15 protein-coding genes and 1 pseudogene are annotated in these 21,314 nt (G+C 57.6%); all 16 read right to left on the bottom strand.

Features of this window, described 5'->3' with window-relative positions:
• A pseudogene (locus CHB88_RS03335) lies at positions 1–178 on the bottom strand (phosphomannomutase/phosphoglucomutase); the annotation flags it as partial.
• A gap of 98 nt (positions 179–276) precedes the next feature.
• Positions 277–1,488, bottom strand: a complete 1,212-nt coding sequence (locus CHB88_RS03330; RefSeq protein WP_089397831.1) for a glycosyltransferase family 4 protein — start codon at positions 1,486–1,488, stop codon at positions 277–279.
• A 200-nt stretch (positions 1,489–1,688) separates the two neighbouring features.
• Positions 1,689–2,549, bottom strand: a complete 861-nt coding sequence (locus CHB88_RS03325) for a glycosyltransferase family 2 protein (protein ID WP_089397830.1) — start codon at positions 2,547–2,549, stop codon at positions 1,689–1,691.
• A 55-nt stretch (positions 2,550–2,604) separates the two neighbouring features.
• Positions 2,605–3,702 (bottom strand): glycosyltransferase family protein, encoded by a 1,098-nt coding sequence (locus tag CHB88_RS03320; protein ID WP_089397829.1) that lies wholly within the window; start codon positions 3,700–3,702, stop codon positions 2,605–2,607.
• Complete coding sequence (gene wecB / locus CHB88_RS03315) at positions 3,693–4,802, bottom strand: non-hydrolyzing UDP-N-acetylglucosamine 2-epimerase (protein ID WP_089397828.1); 1,110 nt, start codon at positions 4,800–4,802, stop codon at positions 3,693–3,695. The genes CHB88_RS03320 and wecB overlap by 10 nt, the downstream gene beginning before the upstream one ends.
• Positions 4,803–4,881: 79 nt before the next feature.
• Positions 4,882–6,480 (bottom strand): DUF2079 domain-containing protein, encoded by a 1,599-nt coding sequence (locus CHB88_RS03310; RefSeq protein WP_143131104.1) that lies wholly within the window; start codon positions 6,478–6,480, stop codon positions 4,882–4,884.
• Positions 6,477–7,817, bottom strand: coding sequence for an NAD(P)/FAD-dependent oxidoreductase (locus CHB88_RS03305; protein WP_089397826.1), 1,341 nt, complete (start codon positions 7,815–7,817; stop codon positions 6,477–6,479). Before CHB88_RS03305 ends, CHB88_RS03310 begins: the two co-directional genes overlap by 4 nt.
• Positions 7,814–8,806 (bottom strand): lysylphosphatidylglycerol synthase transmembrane domain-containing protein, encoded by a 993-nt coding sequence (locus tag CHB88_RS03300; RefSeq protein ID WP_089397825.1) that lies wholly within the window; start codon positions 8,804–8,806, stop codon positions 7,814–7,816. Before CHB88_RS03300 ends, CHB88_RS03305 begins: the two co-directional genes overlap by 4 nt.
• The gene (locus tag CHB88_RS03295) at positions 8,803–9,822 is read right to left on the bottom strand and encodes a glycosyltransferase family 2 protein (RefSeq protein ID WP_089397824.1); all 1,020 of its coding nucleotides are present in this window, start codon (positions 9,820–9,822) and stop codon (positions 8,803–8,805) included. Before CHB88_RS03295 ends, CHB88_RS03300 begins: the two co-directional genes overlap by 4 nt.
• A gap of 61 nt (positions 9,823–9,883) precedes the next feature.
• Positions 9,884–11,521 (bottom strand): FAD-dependent oxidoreductase, encoded by a 1,638-nt coding sequence (locus CHB88_RS03290; RefSeq protein ID WP_245844689.1) that lies wholly within the window; start codon positions 11,519–11,521, stop codon positions 9,884–9,886.
• The gene (locus CHB88_RS03285) at positions 11,518–12,828 is read right to left on the bottom strand and encodes an NAD-dependent epimerase/dehydratase family protein (protein WP_089397823.1); all 1,311 of its coding nucleotides are present in this window, start codon (positions 12,826–12,828) and stop codon (positions 11,518–11,520) included. The genes CHB88_RS03290 and CHB88_RS03285 overlap by 4 nt, the downstream gene beginning before the upstream one ends.
• A gap of 3 nt (positions 12,829–12,831) precedes the next feature.
• Positions 12,832–13,227, bottom strand: a complete 396-nt coding sequence (locus tag CHB88_RS03280) for a GtrA family protein (protein WP_089397822.1) — start codon at positions 13,225–13,227, stop codon at positions 12,832–12,834.
• 5 nt (positions 13,228–13,232) lie between these two features.
• On the bottom strand, positions 13,233–13,787 hold the full coding sequence (locus CHB88_RS25795; protein WP_089397821.1) for an acyltransferase: 555 nt from the start codon (positions 13,785–13,787) through the stop codon (positions 13,233–13,235).
• Positions 13,784–14,809 carry a glycosyltransferase family 2 protein gene (locus CHB88_RS03270; RefSeq protein WP_089397898.1) on the bottom strand — a complete coding sequence of 342 codons (1,026 nt, stop codon included), beginning with the start codon at positions 14,807–14,809 and terminating at the stop codon, positions 13,784–13,786. Before CHB88_RS03270 ends, CHB88_RS25795 begins: the two co-directional genes overlap by 4 nt.
• A 14-nt stretch (positions 14,810–14,823) precedes the next feature.
• Positions 14,824–17,292 carry an ArnT family glycosyltransferase gene (locus CHB88_RS03265; protein ID WP_089397820.1) on the bottom strand — a complete coding sequence of 823 codons (2,469 nt, stop codon included), beginning with the start codon at positions 17,290–17,292 and terminating at the stop codon, positions 14,824–14,826.
• Entirely contained in the window at positions 17,289–21,281 is a 3,993-nt protein-coding gene (locus tag CHB88_RS03260) for a glycosyltransferase (RefSeq protein ID WP_089397819.1), read from the bottom strand. Before CHB88_RS03260 ends, CHB88_RS03265 begins: the two co-directional genes overlap by 4 nt.
• Positions 21,282–21,314 lie beyond the last annotated feature (33 nt).

The raw sequence follows: 21,314 nt of genomic DNA, 5'->3' as shown, positions 1-21,314 counted from the left end.
AAAGCTCGGGGCCGGAGAGGCGGCCGTCGCGGCCGATGATGACGGTGGATTCGCCGCGCTCGCGGGCGGCGGCGCCGAAGGCCTGGCCGACCTGTTGCGCGACCGAGGCGTCGAGGGTCTTGCCGATGATGCCGCGGATGTCGTAGGCCTTGAAGATGCTGGGGGAGATGGTGGACATGATCTCTTCTTCTCGATCAGTGAAAATGGTTTCCGAATCACTCAGTGCAGCCCGGTGATGAATGCATGTTCAGGGCTGCTTTTCTTGACACCTGGCTACTATACCCGCGGCTGTTTCGTTGCGCTCGGAGGCATCTCATCCTCGACAGGGGGACGGGGAGACGGTGGGCGCCGCGGATGGGCAGGTTGCCGATGCGGCAGGTTTTTCGCGGACCGCTTCTTGCGCTGGTTAAGGACAAGCCAGCGCGGTGAGCGAAATTGGACTATGCGGCCGTACAGCCACACATAAACCACCACGAACAACACACAGAACAGGATCAGCAGCGGGGCTTGTCGCCAGAACAGGGTGGCGGGAATCACTGCCAGCAGGGACAGCAGCCAGAGATACGGAGAAGTCAGCGAATTCCGCTTGGTGAGCGCGCGCGCATCGCGACCGCCGATGGCCCATTGCACCAGGCGGCGGAAGATTAGGCTGTGCAGATGGATGCCGTCGGGAAGACCGGGGGACCGGCCGCGCAGGAAAACCCGCCGGTACACCGAAAACACGGTCTCGAATCCAGGGTAGATGAGCAGCAGCGCGGCATACCAGGCCGAGACCTGCGGATTACGTGCCACCAGCATCACCGCCAGCTCGGCGAGCATGAACCCCAGAAAGTAGGCCCCGCCGTCCCCCAGGAAAATCATCCCTGCGGGATAGTTCCAGACGAGGAACCCGGCTGCGCCGCCGGCGACGATCAGCGACATGGTCAGCACGAAGGAGTCGTTCACCTGGAGCGCGACATAGGCCAGCGACAGCAGCATGAAAATCGTCACCACGCTGGCAAGGCCGTTGAATCCGTCAATCAGGTTGATGGCATTGACGATGCAGGCGACGGCAAGAACGGTCAAGGGCAACGCCAACCAGATGAAGTCGATCTTCCAATCGAATGAGACCAGGTCGATATGGACGATGCGGGCGTCCACCAGAAAAAACCCGAGCAGGGCGGCGACCATTGCCAGCAGGAGCCGCCATTTTGGGCTGACTCTTCGCGTGAAATCCTCGACGATGCCGCCGCCGAAAGCAAATGCGGAACATAGCAGCAATCCCCACACGATGGGCGCAAACTGCGGCAGCCGCGCAGCGACGATGGCGCCGCTCACTACGACCGACAGGAAAATCGCCAGGCCGCCGATGCGCGGCACGGGACGCGTATGCACTTTTTGAACCCCCGAGAGGTCGGAGTCCATCGCGGTCTTGTGCCGGCGAGCCATCCTGACGATCAGAAGGGTGAGGACAGCAGAGAAAATGAAGGTGAAGAAGAAGGAAAACATGCTCTCTACGGTCTTGTTTGTCGTGCCTGGCGTTTTGCCAAGTCTGGTAATTCGTCGGATCGCTTCATTTTTTCGAGGCAGCTCTGAAAAGCCCCGAGAAGCTGCTTCTCCGCCTGGGCGCCGTTGCGTTCACGACCAGGCTGCCGACCATTGCCCGAACCATGCCTGATGCAGCCGCAAAGACTTCGGATGACGAGGCATCAGCGGCTTGGCTTGTTATCGACTTGTCTCCCGCAGGCGAGCTGATTGAGCGTTTTTTTATTTACGGCCGTCCTGTCGCTGTCCAGTAGCCAACCCCATTTGTTGAAGTACTGCATCGCAGAATGCATATGATACAACATGGGCTTCAGGCTTCTGTAGGAGCTCTTCGTGTACTCATGCACCACCGATACGCCCGGGAAATAGACCGTGCGCGCCAATTGTCCGATCCGCCGGCACAGGTCCACGTCTTCCAGGTACATGAAATAGCGCTCATCGAAGCCCCCTGTCCGCCGCAGCACCTCGGTTCGGATGAGCATGAAGCAACCGGACAGGCTCGGCACCTCCATGACACTGTCATAGCCGGCATGGCGCAGTTCGTAACGTGCGAGCCGGCCCGAAGCGGCATACCAGCGCGGCAGGAAGCGCCGCATGAACAAGTCCACCGGGGTGGGCAACAGCTTGCACAGGAATTGGCGCTGCCCATCGGGATAGCGGATGTCAGGCATGACAAGGCCAACGTCCGGGTTGGCTTCCATGAAAGCCAGCATGGCGGGCACGACCTCTTCACCGAAATGAATATCGGGGTTCAGAACCAGATGGTAAGTTGAGCCTTCCTCGATCGCGCGGCGGATTGCGAGATTATGCGCGGCTGCGAATCCTGGATTTCGAGGCTGATGGATGTACTCGGCATGGTAGTTTGCGGCAACGCTTTCAAGATCGCGTTCGGGCGAATTGTCGATCAGCATGATCAATGGCTGGAGCCCTGCTTCGGCACGCAACGAGGCTGCCAAGCTGCTCAACACCGCAGCGATCTGCTCTTGAGAATTACGGTATGCAACCACCGCGCAACTGATTTTCATAACTTGGCAATGTTGGGTACGCCGATCATTAATGCGCTTCGAGCGGTCCACTCATTCAGGAAAAGAGCCGGGCAGAGGCAAAGCGCGATGACCAGGAATTGGCCAGCCGGAACACTTGCACCTCCTGTTCCGACGCCGCGAGCGTCAGCGCATGGTGCACCAGGGACTGAAAATCACTGTCGGGGCCGGCGAGACAAACGCCCTCCAGCTCGCCGCGCAGCGCCATCTCGCCAAACGCGGTGCTCAGAATGGGCAACCCCATGGCACGGTACTCGTAGAACTTGATCGGATCGACCGAAGCAGTCAGGGGCGTCTGCTTGAACGGAATCAGGCCGATGTCGAATTCGTTCATGACCTGCAGCGCCTCCGCATGCGGCAACGGCGGCTCGATCGACAAGTTGGGCGGAACAGCGAAAGGCGGCGCTTGATACAGCGGGCCGATCAGCCGTATGCGGGCCGTCGGCAATGCGCGCGCCAGCGCCGCCACCATCTCCCAGTCGAACCAGGCTGCAATCGTGCCGACATAGCCGATCACCGGTCCATTGGCTGAAGGGAGACGCGGCCGCCTTGCCGGGAGCCGATCCGAAGCGCAAGCATTCATCACCAGACGGACATCCTGCTTGAACTGGCCAAAACGGCGTTGAATAAGATGGGAAGACGTAATGACCGTATCGGCCAACTGCGCCACCTGCCGCTCCCGCCCTGCCATGGCCGCCTGTGAAAACCCAGAATAGAAAGCAGGGAAATCATCCATTGCATCGTAAAAAGCAGATCGGCGCGGGCCCCGGCGGAGCAACTGGATCGCCAGCTCCGAAGGTTTGCCGACGCCGATCAGGGTCTGGCCGTCCATGACCCGCCGCACCCGATGCAACACATCGCGCCACATGAACCGATTGACCATGCCGGATCCAGGCAGGGGCTCGATCGGCAAAGCGCGCGGCCGCAGCAGTTCCAGCCAATCCGGCGAACCGGCATCCGCCCCGGTGAGCGGCGGCGTCTTCCGAAGCAGGTCGGCCACGGTTGGCAACCGGGTAGGATAGGGGTCGATCCAGGTAACCTTTCCTCCAGTTGCAGCGTGAAAGTAGGTCGCCATTTCATGGGGACGCTGCGAAAAGCTGTTCCAGGGAACCGGCGACAGGTAGATCAGCCGCATGTGGCCAGATGATTCTGAATGGCCTTTACGATACGGCCCGCGGCTTGGCCATCGCCGTAGGGCGAGACGCCGCGCGCCATCTTGCGATACTCGTCCGGATTATCGAGGAGCAATTGGGCGGCGCCTACGATGGAATCGAAATCGGAGCCAACCAGTCGCACCACGCCTTCGCTGACTGCTTCGGGCCGCTCGGTCTCTTGGCGCAGCACCAAGACGGGCTTGCCAAGCGCTGGCGCTTCCTCCTGCACCCCGCCGGAGTCACTGAGGATGAGGTAGGCGCGCTTCATCATTTCGACGAAGGGCAGGTAATCCAGCGGCTCACACAGGATGATGCGCGGATGGCCACCCAGCGTTTTGTGGGCGACGTCCTTCACGTTCGGATTCGGATGGACCGGATAGACGACCTGAATATCAGGGTTGCGCTCCACCAAGGCCAGGACCGCATTGCAGATGCTTTGGAAAGGGGCGCCAAAGTTTTCTCGACGATGCGCCGTCACCAGCACTGGCCTCAACGTGGAGTCAAGATCGAACGGCAACGCTGTCTGCCGCTCCACCACGCTCAGCAACGCATCGATCACCGTATTTCCGGTCACGAAAACATCCGCGTCTGGGATGCCCTCCTGCAAAAGGTTTGCCCGCGAACTTTCGGTCGGGGCGAAATGCCATTTCGCCAAGCGTCCGGCCACCACCCGGTTCATCTCTTCCGGGAAGGGATTCTGCATGTCGCCGGTGCGCAGGCCGGCCTCGACGTGGCCGAACGGAATCTTCTGGTAGAAACACGCGAGCGCAACGGTCATCACCGTGGTGGTATCGCCCTGAGCCAGCACTACCGCCGGCTTTTCCGATGCAAACACCTCGTCAAGCTCGGTAAGCAGGCGAGCCGTCAGAGTGGATAGCGCCTGGTTAGGGCGCATGATATTCAGGTCGATGTCCGGCTTGATGTCGAAAATACGCAGCACCTGGTCCAGCATTTCGCGGTGCTGCGCAGTGGCCAGCACCCTGCAATCGATATCGGGACAAGCCTTCAGCGCCAGAATGATGGGTGCCATCTTGATGGCTTCGGGGCGGGTGCCCACAACGCAAATTACTTTCCGTGTCATGTCACTTGTCATCTATTGAGTAATTGATCTCGCCACTGTCATCGAATGGCTTCATTCGCTTTCCCATCCCGGCCCAGTCTCATCCGGCAACCGGCGACTGACCCCGCCGCGGCTCAGGTCGCAGGCGATGCACGGCGCAATAACTGATTGCACGCAGCATGTTCGCATGGGATACATCAAATCCCTTGAGCCGTAACCAATGATCAAACTCAGCTGGCGGGTGGGTATATCCTGGCGGGCCTTGGTGAAGCCAGTCACACGGGATGAACAGGGCATCGGCCTGTTCTGCGGCGACGGGGAAAACACTTATCCGCACATGATCATGAAGCAGCGCCATGCCACTCTCGGTGGTCTGCACTTGCGCACCGGCGGCAAACATTGACTTGGCTTCGCTACGAATGGCATAACCGGTAGGCCGGCCATAGCGCCAGTCAGAGAAGTTGTTTTGTGCAGCAGCAATTGCCTGCTTGAGAGGCAGTCCATCGTCATATTGGAGAATGACTTTGTACAGCAGGAGCGCGCTAGCGCCAATGAGGATCGAAATGAGCCCATTGGCAATGCCGGTTTGCCGTTGAAACTTTTGCTGCCAAATCGCGTACAGCCGGCTAGCGCCGGCCGTGGCAGCAAATGCCAAAACCGGAAAATAGTAGCTATGGTAGTGCGTCAGCCAGCCTGTTTTTTCCGCTCCGCCAATGTTGCCAATCAAATTGGGCATCATCACCAGCAAGCTCAACAAAGCAAGCCGTGGAACTGGAAGGGCAAGCAGCATCAGAATGGCGTTATTGGCAAAAAAAATGCCGAGGTTACGCTGGAAATCCGGATTATCTAGTCGAGCAACCAGTTCGCCAGGCGATTTGGGAAGGTATCCGCCACCGTAGTATAGATTGTCAAGTCCATACGTCTTTTCCAGATAAGCGTAGGCAAGCATGACCCCTCCCAAGACCATGATCTTCCAAGGCCAGGTCCGAATGCGCGTCAGGCTTACTTCTTCACGGCTCATCGCGCAGCCTATGATCGCAATACCGGCTATCAATGCTGCCCTTTCGTTAATAGCCGCCGTCAGAAGCGCCATCAATACAAGAACAAGGGAAAAACCGCGTTTCCACGACAGCCAGCAAACCAGAAACCCGGCAAGGACAAACAGTCGGTCGGGATAAAACTGTCCGAGGAGACCGCCCAGCCAGTTTGAATTCACGAGTACCAGCGCTGAAAGCAGCAAGGCTGCCCACAAGCTCCTGGTCTCCCGGAATGCCAACGCAGCTACGGATACGATCAATCCGAAATAGCAGAAAGACTGAGCGAGCGTCAGCAACAAGGAGCTTTGAACGAAGGCCAGAAACGGCGCAATCAAGAAAAGTATGTAGTAGGCATGAAATCGCAACATGTTGCGCTCGCCAACGGAAGGAGGCTCAAGATCCTTTCCGATCAACTCGCCGGTTGGATTCGCCACATAGCCTTTGTCGATGAAATTCTGGGTGTTGGCAAAGACATTCGACACCGCCCCCTTACCGGCATGGATGTTCTCGGTCAGCTGTTCGAACAAAGCCGCATCGCCTTGCCTGTTTATTTGCTGGACATCCTTGGCAATAGAAAAGACGAGCACAAGAGCCACCGCTACAGCAATGGCAATCATGCCGAGCAAAGCGGCAGGCAACCGTCGAGGCAAAGGTGATTTCATGCGTTTTCTAGCGCCACCGGATTGACCATCCGAGCGACACGCTGGCCGATCTTGCGGCCTTCCCTGATGGCGTAGTTGGTGCCGCGGTCCTCGGGATAAATCTGTGCCATTGAACAGATATGCATGCCCGGCAGAGGAGCATCCTGCGGCGGAATCAGCTTGCTGTAATGTTTGACCACCACAGGCTGAGACCACCGGGCGCGCCAAACTTGGTAATCGCGAATCCAGCCGCGCTCAAGTTCCGGAAACATTTTTTTCAGATAGGGAAAGGCGTAGTCAAGCAACTGGTCCCTATCCATCGAATACAAGGCATCGGTATGCGGCAGATATTTGGAAAGATAAACGACATGATTGCCGCCATAGGTTTCCGGACGTTCGAAATTGGTATGTTCGATTACGCCGACGAAGGGGAAGCTGGGATCGTTGACGTTCAACCAATAGGTTTTCGAAAGGGAGCGGTCCAATTGAAGCACCAGACACACGTTACCGATGTAATCGATTTTTCTCAGAGACGCGAGATAGTCCTGATCTGCCCAACCGCGCACCATGTCGGAAATGATCGGAAGCGCGGTGGTCGCAATGACTCGGTCTGATAAGATCTCCTCTCCTTTCACCGTAGTCTTCCAGCGACCTCCGATAGGATCGATTCGAGTCACGGCAGCATTGGTTTCAATGCGGCCACCGAGGGCCGTAATTCGCTCAGCCAGCGCATCTGCCAGCCCGACGAAGCCGCCTTTGAAGTAGGCAAGACGTTCCTCGCCTCCTTTGCCACGGCTGCCTCCTCGAAGCTTCAGCTTGTTCCAGAACCACACCGCAGAAATGTCATTCGCATAGGGGCCAAATTTGCCTTTTAAAAGCGGTTCCCAAACCACCCGGTAGACATTTTCCCCGCCCAGTTCCCGTAGCCATTGGTGGGCGGTTTTGTGCTCCAGCTCCATCCAGTTGCCGACACGGCGCGCGCGCAAGGCGAGCAAGCCCAGGCGGATGCGATCGATGAAACCGAGTGGCTTGAAATTCAGCAGATCCCACGGCGTGGAGAGTTTGAAAAAATTGTTTGCGTAGTAGATGCCCGTATTGGTGGGATTGATTACCACACGCTCATTCAACCCCAGATCATCGATCAAGCCCATGACTTCGACATCGTTGGTGAACCAGTGATGATAGAAGCGATCGAGCTTTTCACCGCTTACGTCAAAAGCAGCGGCCAGTCCGGCGATTTCCGGCTCAGCTTCGAGTACGGTGACGGCAATGCCCTGCTTCACCAATTCATAGGCGGCTGTCAGGCCGGTGAATCCGCCCCCAACGATGGTTACCTGGGTCGAATGTGACAATGTCATGATTGAATTCCTTTTAAACTCTTTTCGCTTCGTGCCGGGCGCATCAGCAGATACAGTCCGCCGAGAATCGTCGGTGGCAACCAAAGCAGCGCATGGACCAGCAACGCGTAGGCAACCGCCGCCGTGCGTTCGTTGCCAAGCGCTGTCATCGCATGCACGGTGAAATAGTCAAACGTTCCAACGTAGCCAGGGGTGCTCGGGATGAGTGTTGCCAGGGTGCCGATCGGCAAAGCCAGCCAGCTGGCCGACGGCATGGTGATGGAATGTATTGCAAGGGCAGCGAAACCGAACACACCGCCCTCGGCCAGCCAAGCCATGGCAGACCAGGCGATCAGGCGGATCATGTTCCCGCCCCTTGCCATCCCCGCCAGCGTCGACAATATCTTGCCTATCTCCTCCTGCATGCGCACGCCCAGGGACGGGGCTACCCGGCCTGCGACTTTACCGAACGCCTGGAGAATCGGCGAGAACAGTCCGGGAAACAGCAGAACCATCATCACCATGCCGCCGGCCAGAATCAGCGTCGCCCCACCTATTCCGGCCAACTGGCTCGCCTGCAATCCGAACACGGCCAATGCGGCGCCGAACAAGACCAGAACCATCAACAAGTCGAGGAGACGCTCTACCAGCAAGGTGGCGAGCACACTGCCCGAGGTCACGCCAAGTCGGCGGTTGAAAGCGAACGCGCGCAACACATCGCCGGCTCTGAATGGAAGAACATTGTTGACGGCGAAGCTGGCTAAAAACGGGCCGGCGCAGTCTGCCCACCGCAGTCCCGGCCTTGCAACCTGCAGCATGAGCCGCCAACGCTGGATGCGACAAACATAGCCTGCAACGAAGGAAAGCAGGGCTGCCGCAACCCAATGTTGCTCTACGCCCTCGAAGGCTCTGCGCAGTTCATCGAGCCGGATCTGCCGTACCAGCATCCAGGCGAATAGCGCAGCCAGACCAAGGCCGAGTCCGAACCGCGCCGCTTTGCGAATATTCATTTGCACTGGACCACCGGGCTGCGCGACATGTGAGGCATATCGACCTCGAAGCCAAGATATTCATCCACGACGTACAACGGACGGTTCTTGACCTCGTTATAGATGCGCCCGATGTACTCCCCGAGAATCCCAACGCAGATGAGCTGCACGCCGCCGAGGAAAAGTACGGCAATCATCAGGGCGGTCCATCCTTCGACCCAGATGCTGGTGAAGATGCGCAGGAACAAGGCATAGACGATGCCGGCCAGTGCGAGTGAAGCGGCAGCCATGCCGAGCCCGACGGCCAGCTGCAGCGGCTTGGTGGAAAACGAAAGAATGCCGTCGGTGGCGAAACGGATCATCTTTCGTAGCGGGTACTTGCTCGTGCCGGCGAAGCGCTCCGCCCGCTTGTATGGCAGCGCAATTTGCCGGAAGCCGACCCAGCTCACCATGCCGCGGACAAAGCGGTCGCGCTCCGGCATGGATCGCAATGCATCGGCCACGTTTCGGCTCATGAGCCTGAAATCGCCGGTATCCAATGGGATGGGCACGTTTGAAAGCCGATTCAGGAGGCGATAAAAAGCGCGGGCGGTCGACAGCTTGAAGCGCGACTCTCCCGGCCGTTCGGTGCGCGTGCCATAAACGACGTCGTAGCCTTCACGCCACTTTTCAATCATCTGGTGAACGACTTCCGGCGGGTCCTGCAAATCAGCGTCGATCAGCACGATGGCATCGCCATGTGCCGCGTCAATGCCGGCCGTTACGGCGATTTGATGGCCGAAATTCCGGGCAAATCCGATCACCCGGATACGCGCGTCCCGATTGGCGTACTCCTTGAGAATGCTGCGAGTGCGATCACGGCTGCCGTCGTCGACGAATATCAATTCGATGTCAAGATCGGTCAGCTGTGCACAAAAGTCGCCCAGTCGACGCATCGTTTCATGAATGACCTCTTCCTCGTTGTAGCATGGGATCACCATGGAAAGCAGCCGAGGCTTCCTCGTTACTTCACCATCCACTGCTGCTTCCCTCTTCATTCTCATACCATCCAAATTTTGATGTTTAGCCAATTCCTGCATTTCTCGAAGCGGTTTCGCTTCAACCTTCGGATTTATTCAAACTGAATTCATTCCCAACCCGGACATGTGCGCGCCATTGTTTGGCAACGGCGCGAGCGATACGGTCTGCATTGGCCATGATCGTCAAGGTATGAGACTTTTCCGGCAGCAGCGGCAAACAAGCGCCATCGACAGCGTGAATGTTTTCCAGACCCTGAACGGTACCCAATCCATCGGTTTCGCCTTGCCGCGGCGATTGCCGCATGGGCAAGGTCCCTGCGTAGTGGATATCACCGCCGGACTTGCCCATGGTGAAACTCATCGGCAGCACGATGCCGCCGAGATGCCAAAATGCCTGGCGCAGTTTCCTTGCCGCTTCAGCCATCAGGTCCGGCACAGACTCCGAATGCCCCCCCTTGATAAGCAGGCTGCCGTTGGCGTCGAGCCTTGCCGTGGCTTCCGAAAGATGCCCTGGAAGAAACATGTTTCCAGCGAGGCAGGAGCTTAGCAGGTTACGCAGGATATCAACACTATGGCGGCGGCCGAACGGAAGATGCCTGGCAAATTCCGTTACGGGGATGCCGGTCGTGGCAAAAGTCGACCCGAATCCGGTATCGCCGCCGTTCAAGCGCAACGCGAAAGACAATTGACCCAGTCCAAATCCATCCTGGCGCTTGATGCCAAGCAGGGTCGGCAGCCACAATAAAAAAGCGGCCGTGGGAGAGGACAGCACACGAACCGGTGTGTTTATCTGCAGTGCATCCAGCACCAATCTCGTTGTGGCCAAGGTGCCGGCGGCCAGCATGATTTTCGTGCCGCCAAATTCCGAACAGCCGCTCGCACCGGGCTGATTCGAAAGTATTTTCCAGCCGCTACCGGCTCTGCTCACCCCTTCCACGACAAAACCGGCTTCATAGCGAAAATTCGGGAAGTCCCGCCGCAGCCGGATCAAGTCATCAGCGGCGCTGTACAGCGCACGCCGACTGCAACCCCATAGGCAATTTCCGGAAAGATTGCACGGCAGGCGCTCGTCGAGCGGCTCCGTCAAGGCGGCAACGCGGGAGCGGCCCATGCGGAAGCCGGCATTGATCAATTTGCTTCGCTGCTTGTGATAACGCGCTTCGAGAAAAGCATGCGCGACATCGAGTTCCACGGGCGGCTGCGCCCACTCGTCGAGTCCGAAATACTCTCTCAAATCATCGTCCCGGCTTCCGCTGATGCCCATGCGCATGGCCACTGCGCGGTACGATATATCCCATTCATGCGTTGGGCACGGGAATGCGGCCAAGTCAGCATCGGAAAAGCGGGCCACACCGCACCCCCAGGCGTTGGACAGTCCACCCTGCGCCAGCGAACCTACTGCGATGAAGTGTTCCGCCGCAATCCGGTTGCGGGCAATGAAGTCCTTGAATACGTAATCATGGGTAGGCGCGCGCAATTTGGGAGATGCCGCTTCCCGAAATTTGATGGCGTGAAACTCCCGGCCAAGCATCCACTCCCATTGGGCCGGATCGTCGGAACGCATGGAGAGAAAAGAACGCGCCGGCGGTGCAACCGATGGGCGATGTCCGCCATCGACCATCAGCACACGAAGCCCTGCACTGAGAAGGGGAAATGCGGCGGAAACGCCTGCCGGCCCACTGCCGACGATGATGATGTCGAACTCGGGACCAATCATTGCATCTCCCTGATTGACGAATCGCGCCAAACGATTCTCCAAACAATGCCAAGGAGGCGAAAGGCAATCTCCGACGACACCGCCTTCGCGAGCAGCAACACCGCGGACAAGAAGCCGGCATGCCGGTTATTTCCCAGAAAGCGCACGGCACCCGGGCGCGATGCTTCGGCGATCAACGTTGCCGCGTCCAGCCGCCAACAGAATTCAGCACCCTCCTCCGAACGCCTGAATCCGGGTTCATCCGCCATCGATACCAAGGAGGGAAAACACTTCATCCATCTCGGAAAGCGCAGCAACGCCGTTTTCCCGGCGCCATCCAGCATCCGGACATAGCGGCGAAGGAGGTCTGCAGGTGGTCGTTGCCGAAGCACATACCAAAGCAATGTTCTGGCTTCCTCGAGCTGCCGTTTGCGCCGTCCTCGTCCGCTCTTTGCCATTCCCTCTTCGAGCGTTCTGAGTAACAAGCCCAAGGATCGCATGTCTTCTTGGGTCTGCATTGGCGGCAGGCCGAACAGAGACAGCAACTGCGCGAGGCCTAGACGCCGGGCGAGCGAAGCTCCCGCTACGTACGCGAGGAACCGGATCAGGAATTGGGGAACCGGCACAAAGAAGCGGTTCCGCCGGACACGACAGCGGGCCAAGGTGTCAAGGAAATGCGTGAACGTGACGGGTTCGGCGGCGCCGAGACAATAGATTCGGGGAGCAGTGGCGCCACGCGTCACCAGCAGCATCAAGCCTTGAGCAAGATCGTCGACATGGATGGGCTGCACCAGTGACGCGGGAAGAAAACGGGGAAGCACAGGAAGCCGATCCGCTGCGCGCACCAGCGTGCCAAAGAGGCCCCGCGGCGACCCGCCGTAGACCTGGCCAGGCCGAACCACGACACCCTCACTCGCCAAAACCCGGGCTTCTATGGCTGCCTTGACTCTGCCGTAATCGCTTGGCGCGTCCGGCCGTGCCGTCTGGCTCGAGACGAATACGAAACGTGCGTCACGATCACGTGCCGCTTGCATCAAGCTCTCGGCTGCGCGGATCTCGCCTTGCGCATCCAATTCTGCCGTCGTGCCGGTTTGTGCTGCCAAATGAACGACTGCGCGTACACCCTCCGGCCAGGCCAAGACAGCTGGCTCAGCCAAATCGAAGCGGTGCCAAGATACCCTGGGATCGGTGGGAGGGCGACGCGACAACGCAATCACGTCGAATCCTTGAGACAAGGCTGCCTCAATCAGACGCTCACCGATGTAGCCCGTGGCTCCGGTGACAACGAGCTTATGCCGCGCAGCTTGATCGAGCGATTCCGGAATCATGCTTTACAACCCGGAACGCGGGCTGTCTGCGCCCTTGGTGAAGGTGAATTTCGTGGTGATCCAATATGTGGCGACGAAAAGCAGCACATCGGAGATTGCCTTTGCATAGACAGGCTGTGGCAACACCAGCATGATCAGGAAAAGAACGACCGACGATGCAGGTGTATAAGCAAGCGCCAGACCGAAGTATTTGCGTGCATGCGCCGCCATGGCCTCTCGCCCTTCGATGCGATAGGTAAAGCGGCGATGCATGAAGAAGCCGCAGATGGCGGCAAGCACTTTCACCGCGACGTTGGCGACTACCGGGTCTATTCCAGACTTGATCAGGATATAAAAGCCGCCCATGTCGATCACATAGGCAAACACCGCAACAATCAGATAACGAATCAAGGTACCCATCTTCCTCACCGATTCCTGATTTTATGCGCCGGTGCTCCCACGACAATGGAATAGGGTTCGGTATCTCGCGTTACGACGGCGTTCGCGCCAACGACCGTCCCTTGAGCCAGTCGTACGCCAGGCATGATCACTGCGCCTGCACCGATCCATACGTCATCTTCAATCACAATCTTCTTTGGCAAGGATTGGCGTGCAAAAACTGGCGGAAGCCGGCCGTCGATAGGATGCTGTCCGGAAGAAATCGTGACATTGCTGCCGATTAGTACATGGGAGCCCATTTCAATGCCACCGAATCCATTTATGTAAGTGCCCGAGTTGACAGCGAAATGCGACCCTACCGTGATCCGATCACCATGCACGATGGTGACACGAGGTTGAATCCAGGAGAGTCCACGGCAAGATTTGAGGAACAGCTTGCATATCGCGGCCCGCACAAACACGCCAAAGGTGGTCGGTACAAGGCCGGCCAGACCGAAGAACAGGGACTCGAACTCCAGTCGAAGCATCAATCCGAGCGAATAGCCCTTGGCCTTGTCTCTCAAGAATGCGAGATAGCTCATGGCTTGCTTCTGATTCCGGTCGACGCGGCATGCCGGGGGGCAGAGCGTCGTCCATGTCGAGGACGTCGGGGAACCGACATCACGTCATGTCCCACGAAGGCCAAGATCATTTGCAGACCGACCAAGATGGGCAACGCCGCCAGCATGACGGTACCCGCCGGGGTGGCGATGCCAGCCTCCGCCGATTTGATCCAGTGATACCCGCCGAAGACAACGCCGAAGACGAACAGGAACAATCCAATCGGAAGCTCCACGGAAGCCACTGACATGTCCCGCAAGTAGTAATTGTAGAAAATGCGCTTGCCGAAATTGCGAATATGTTTGACCAGGAACTCGCCGGCGACTTTGGAGATCTTGAGGTTGCTTACCTCGTCGCCGTATTTGGCATCCATCGGCACGTCCACCACGACTGCCCGCAATGTATTGAGGCGGAACAGGATGTCGGTTTCGAAAAAATAGCGCTTGCTGATTCGATCAAAGGGAAGATGGCGTGCAATGTCTGCATGGATTGCGGTGTATCCATTGGTGGGGTCAAAAAGATCCCAGTAACCGGTAGAGAACTTCGCCATGAAGGACAGTACCGCATTGCCGAAAAGCCTTATGCCCGGCATCGCGCGAATTTCCTCCAGATCGAAGAAGCGATTTCCTTTTGTGTAATCGGCTTCGCCTGCGAGGATGGGATCGATGAACTGCTGGATCAAGCCCGGGTCCATTTGATCGTCCCCATCGATCTTGACGATTACCTCCGCACCGTCCTCGATAGCCGCACGGTACCCGGTCATGACGGCGCCACCCACGCCCTGGTTTTCGGCATGATAAAGCACCCTTATTCGGGGATCGTGCAAAGTCTCCTCGGCGAATTTGCCGGAAGCGTCCGGACAAGCGTCGTCGACGATATAGATTCGCCACACCAGCGCAGGCATGCGCGCCACCACGTTGGCAATATGGCGCGTCACCCGGTACGAGGGAATGACGACCGCTATCCTGTCTTCCTGAACGATGTCATCCTGAATTCTGTCCATGCCATTTTTCTTCATTATCGAAACGAGACTTGCTTGAATCGCACCGGTATCGGGGTATGACCCGATGCGTACACGACTGCAAAGGCAGCACCGTCCGGCGCGATGACTTCCATCTGATGTTCGGCTGCTTCCGGTGAGCAGTCGAACAGCTGGATGTCAGCTCGGATGAAACGGGATCGCGCATCCTGCCAGTTCACCTGCAATCGACCCTTGGTCGGCTGTTCGGCGCAGGCTGCGCGCACACTGTTTCGATAGCGCCTTCCCGGCGCCACCGGTACGACTTGATATGCGGGCGCGTTCACGCTGGCGATGAGGCCTTGGTCAAGTTTGGCGCCGTCTTGCATGGTCCATCCCTCGGCAGCGTCAAAACCGGGATGCTGCAGCAGTTCTTTCTGAAACCGGTAACGACTGTTTATCGATCGAACCGTGATGCCGCCGAAGTTCGCAACCTGGTCAGTGACGCTTTCGATCAGGCGACGCTTCTCCGGCGTGTCCCACGCCGGATCCAGAATGACGAAGTCGACCGCTTTGGCGAGCAGAACCTCGGCCAGGGCGCTTTCGGATGCCGCGTTCTTGATGGCCTCATAAAAATTGAGGTTGTACCAGTTCGGATACAGCCCATCGGCTTCCAGCCCAGCCGTGTAAGGCATGGAAAACACGGCCACGGGAGTGTGACCGGCGTTCAGGCGGTTGACCAATTCCACCGCATTGCGGATCGGTATGCGCTGCTGAAGGTAGTCATAGCGGTGTGCCTGGCTTAGGGCGGCCCTGGGCTCGAAGTCCGCATAGAAGGCACCGGCATTGAAAAACAGGAGATTCAATGCCGCGCCGGCCGCTAACAAAGTGCTGACGATCGCACGAACCGCAATACCACGTGTTTCCACTGCCGAGAAGCCGATGCCGACGACCATTGCCAGCATTGCGAAGGATGGGAAAACGTATCGCAGATAGGCAGTTGATTGAAAGGTTAATACGATCGATGCGGCTGCAATGAAGGCAATCACGAGACCACGCATGCTTCGAGAGCCAAGCAAAAGAAGACATGCCGGAATCAACAGCAATAACCAATGAAACCCGGCCGTTCCGACCTTGCCTTCCAGGTAGCGCGTTGTGTCGAAGGTGATTGCGTAAAGGGTATCCCAGCGAACGCCCTTGGCGAAGACATCGGGTGGAGCAAAGTTTTCCGGCGGAAAATAAGGGGACCGAAAGATCGCGTTAAACAGCGGAAATACAGGATTGCCGGTCTTGAGGAATGCGGTGAGATACGGTATGCCGCCAACCACCAGAAAGGCTCCCATTGCCTGGATCACCGCCAGCAAGACCGTTTTGTCGGTCAAACGCCGCCACCGCACCAATAAAGCAAGCCCCAGTACCGGCAATACGGTCAATGTCACGGCCTTCGCCGCCGCAGCGTAACCGAGCAGGAGGCCGGCAGTTCGGAGGTCGCGCGGATCGCCTTTGCTGGAGCAAGCCCGCAATAAGGCGAAAGTACCGGCAATCAGGAAAGCGCCCCATGCAGACTCGATGAACAGGCTGCTGCTTTCGGTGAAGGTCAATGGCGTGGAGAGAAATACCAGCGCCGCCCAGCGCCCGCCGCTTTCACTTCCGCCCGCCCAGCGAACCATTTCCGTGACCAAGCGAGCAGTGGCGATGATGAAGCCGACATTCATCAAGCGCGCCGCCGTCTCTCCACCCAGCATATAGCCGATTGAAAAAATCCAATCGCCCAGCATCGGCATGACTGCCCATACGTAGGTGCTGACGTCGAAATTCCATTGATGTCGTCCCCGCAGGTACCCTGGGATGAACAGATGCATGGCGAGCGCGTCATAGCCCAGTTCCGGCAGACAGGCCGCCAGCACGTGAACAAGCAGCACGACCCCGATCACCATTTCCAGTGTCTTGCCCTGCAGGGGATTCTGGTCGATGCGTACGATGGACCCTGCCATCCTTTGCAAGATTTCGGCTGTCGAACGCCAACCGAAGGCAAGAGGCAGCGCCAATCCGACCGCATACACGCCAGGATAGTTCAGCGGAAGGTGAGCGAGCAGGCTGACGATCGAACCATATAATCCGGCCCCTAGCACTAAAGGCAGGATATTCGACGCTTCCGGCCCGGTATCAGCCGCCCGCGCCACCCTGAGCACGCCTCGCCCCAACACGATCGAAGCAAGCGCAAACCAGGCAACGACAACGAAAGCTCCCATCAGGCCCGTGCCCAAAGCCAAGAGCGTTGCCACTGCCGCCGCAGCGACCAGCGGCTTGCACCTGCTGGCCAGCGTGATGGTCGTGACCAGCACTGCAGCGACGAGCAGCAGCAACAGGAAGCGCAACAGGGGCGAGTCCATGAGAAGCGTCGTGTCGCTGAATGGAATCGCGTCCGGCCAAGCCATGAGGCTCAAGCCATGGATCACCAGGCCGGTGCCGATCAAGGCGGCGAGACCGGCAAGACCATTGAAAACGGTTGGCAACACCCTGTTCATTTCGAATGCGCGTGCCGGCTGTCCGACAAGGAGTTTTCCGCTGGCGCAGATTGCCCTGCGTCACGGTAGCTATGCGGCGTCCATTTTCCCCATTTAGCTTCGTAGAGCACCCGGTTCTGGTCGAACAGCGCCTGCCTTTCCTTGCTCTTGAGCTTGTTGAAAGACGCGGACAAGTGATGGTGGATGAAGACATCTTCCGCACAGGCGATTTCCTTGCCCAACTGTTCCACCCTGCGGCAATAGTCGTCGTCCTCGAAGAAACCCCTGCCGAACGCCTCGTCCAGCGGGCCGACCTGCTGATAGACGACGCGCGGCATCATCACGCAGAAGAATGCTGCGGTGTGCAGACGGAACGTCTTTCCAATGTGCCTGCGGGTATGGGCGGCTGACTTCCGCAGCATTTGCTGCATGTCGTCGTAAGCGATCTCGATCTTGGCTTCGTTGCCGATGTTGTTCGTGACAGGACCGATCAATCCAATCTCCGGATTCAATTGCAGGTGCCGCATCATCGTTCGCACCCAGCCGGGGGTAACGTAGGTATCGTTGTTCAACAACACGAGATACTCGCCCGACGCAGCAGCCAACCCGACATTGTTACCGGCGGCGAAGCCAAGGTTGTCAGCATTGAGAATCAACTTGCGATTGGACGCGCCCTTCACCCAGTCGGACAGATAAGCCGGGGAACCATCGCTGGAAGCATTATCGACCACGATGATTTCCAGATTGGGGTAGTCGCTGTAGGCGTCAATGCTTGCCAGGCAGGCCTGGGTGAGCGCCAGGTTGTTATAGGTGACGACGATGATGCTGACCAGGGGCTCGTCTTTCTTGCCTTCGACATCCGCAATCAGCTGACTGACACGGTGCTCCCAGGTCTGTCCTGCAGCGAATGAACGCCTGCGCGCCTCCTGCTCTTGGGAAGGCTCCCCCGCCAATTCTGCCGCCAGGTGGCGGACAAACTCGTCGGGAGTTGTTCCTACGCGAACCAGTCCTTCGCATTGAGCGATTTCCGGAAGATCAACCGACACGACCGGCTTGCCGGCGCTGAGATACTCATAGACTTTGACTGGATTGGTGGCAAGCGTCAGCGGGATGATCTTGAAGGGCAGCATGCATACATCGAAGCCGTACAGGTAGGACGGCAAGTCCTGATACGACACTTCGCCCGTGAACTTCACGTTCGCAAGCTTGCCCAGCCGGCGCTGCGCGTTCACGCTATCGGCACCGATGAGCAAGATGCAGCAGTCGGGAAATGCCCGCGCCACCGCTTTCACCAAATCTTGATCGAACCACTCGGCGATTGCGCCGTAATAGCCTATGACTTTCCTCGATTCCGGATCCCGGTAAACCGTGGCAGGCGCTTTCGAAAAGTGCGCATAGTCCCCAGCATTTCTTATCAGGGCCCGGCGCTCGGTGAGCTTCTCCGCCTCCCTGTCCAGCCAGTCCGACGTGGTGATCGTGAGGTCGGCATGCTTGATCAAGGCATTTTCCAGGACGGATATCTCGGTCGCGTTATTGCCGAACCCATCGTGATGGTCCATGCAGTCATAAACCACACGGCTATTCGGCAAGGCCATCGCCGCCTCGTACCAGAACGGGTGTTGCACGACGCTTTCGATTTGCCGCGGATTCAGCCACTCGAGCAAGGCGCCGAGGCTCGCCTGGATTTGCCCCAGTTCCTGCGCAGTGGGTGCCTGGGAATAGATCGTCGGCGCCGTCGAGACGAAGAGCTTGACCTGGAACAGCCTGCCGGTGGCATCAAGCTGCTCTAGGTCAAATCCGGCACGGCCATCAGGAACGAAGGCAGGCGAAACATAAACGACACGACGGCCGGATGCCGCCAGGGCCGTGGCCAGTTGCTGGGGACGCTGGAATCTGAAGTGCCAATCGATGACACCCCACATGACGTAATCAGGCAATGCGTCGTTGCGCGCGGCAGGCACTAGCGAAGGCAGCGTAAAAGGGAGGTTTGCGAATTGGCGGGAATGCGGCGTCAGCAGTCTTTTCAGATGGCGGTGATATAGCCAGCGCAGGCCGTTTCGCGCAGCATCGGGCAGAGGCATGCGCCGATAAGCCTTGCGCACCACTTGGCCAAGAGCGCGCCTGTCGTCGAGACCCAAGCCGTAGCGCTTTAGACGCGCAGCGAATCGCAAGGGCTTGGTCAAGCGCCAGGAGTTGGAACGCCGCATTTGCGCAATCAGTTCGTTGGCTTGCTCGTACTGCTTCCGCAGTGCATCGGCTTGCGCAAGCGCGGCTTCGCGTTCGGCCAGCGCGCGTTCCCGTTCGGCCGCGCTCGCGGAAGCGGAGGACTTTGCTTCCAGCATTTCCCGTTCGGTGGCTTGAAGCTGAGCGTACAACCGAAGATATGCCTTATGCATGATCGCTTCGAACTGTTGCTCAGCGGCTGAATCGATCGGCTTTTCAGCCGGCTTCCAGCCGGATGGGAGTACCGACTTGCTTGCAACCAGAAAAACACGATAAGCCGGTTGGTTGAAGTCGTAGTCGTACAGCTTCTGATTGAATTCGCGGCTAGCCTGATATCCCAATTCTCTCGCGGCGGCAATGTCATTCACATTGATCACATAGGACAGAAGCTCTTTCAGCCAAGGCGCATACCCATGGTAAAAAAATCCAGCATCCATACCGCGAGAAGCGAAACCGGATTGTAGATTCTGAACATTTGGCAGACCATAGGTATCGTGCTCCTCAAGCCAACTGTACGACTGCTCGTTTATGTAGGCGTAATCTTCGTTGATCGCCTGATCCACGTTGACAGGAAACTGCTCATCCGCATAGGGAAAGGCAAGCACGACCGACTTCGTGGCCAATGCCGTCAAGGTGGTGGTGAACCCCTCCCGGAATTGAGGCGGCACATGCTCCAGCACATCGATGGCGACGACAAAGTCGAAGAGGCCAAGCTTGTCAGCCACTTCATCAATCTGGTAGCCAAACTGATTGCTCTTCTTCGACGGCAAGGTGTTAATGAGCGGATCGACATAGCTGATGTCAAAACCGGGAAGGAATTCGGAGAGCAGGCAGGCGCTTCCCGAGCCGACATCGAGAATCCGGCTTTGGGAAGTCGCCCCGAGACGCAGGAGTAACTCTGCGCAGGCACGGTAACGGCTGTATTGGTCGAACAGAATGTCGAGCGTATGGGAAATTTCGCCCAAACTCGTCGTTTGAGTCGCCGATTCGAGATAATGCATCGCCTCATATTTCTCGCGATTGTTGCGCACGTATTGAGGCAACTCTTCTATATCCACGGTCACGAAGATCAATTCCCGACCGAACAGATCGCGCCCCTTGCTGATGCAGTCCGCCAGAGTGCCGATATTCTTGAACTCAGGACGATTGTATTCTGCATGCGAGAACGCTTCGATCTTCTTGACGATGTTCTCCGGAGACCCCAAATAGCTGAAATGCCAGCCGCCGTCTTTGATGATCTGGAACCCATCCGTGATGACTTTACGGCTCAGGATTTCTGACTGAAGCTTGACGACAGTACGCCTGAGCTGTGATGGCTGTCCGAGATTGCCGTAATGAGTCAGCACGGACCATGGCAGGCTCTCCATTTGAACGCATTTTCGGTTTAACTTGTAATAAAAGAGCGGCTGCTCGAATACGATGGGCAAGCCGTCTTGCAAGGTGGCGGGAATGCGTTCCGGATTCGGTATTTCATCGACATCCGATAGGAGGACGAAATCATCCGGTCGGCAATTTAGCAATCCTCTCAGGATGCAGTCGCGCTGATGGTACTCACGATCAAAGGGCGCCGCGCCGCGCGGCATGTCATCTACGACGACATAGACAATCTTGTGCAGAAACTTCGAGAAACGATCCTTGTTGTCGGCAAAATGTAAAGGCTTCGGCGCACCCTGGAAAGTCTCTGTAGCTTCTACCAGCACAAAGTAGTCAACATGCTTATCGAGCACATTTAACCGCAACTCGAGCAAGTCGAGCTCGTTAAAAAAAATGAAGGTATCGTAAATCAAGTCTATTGATCCTATTGACTAGATCGGCCCAGC

Origin of the sequence: Noviherbaspirillum humi (assembly GCF_900188095.1) — a bacterium.
Taxonomy (GTDB): domain Bacteria; phylum Pseudomonadota; class Gammaproteobacteria; order Burkholderiales; family Burkholderiaceae_D; genus Noviherbaspirillum; species Noviherbaspirillum humi.
This window is presented reverse-complemented; position numbering and strand designations above follow the sequence as displayed.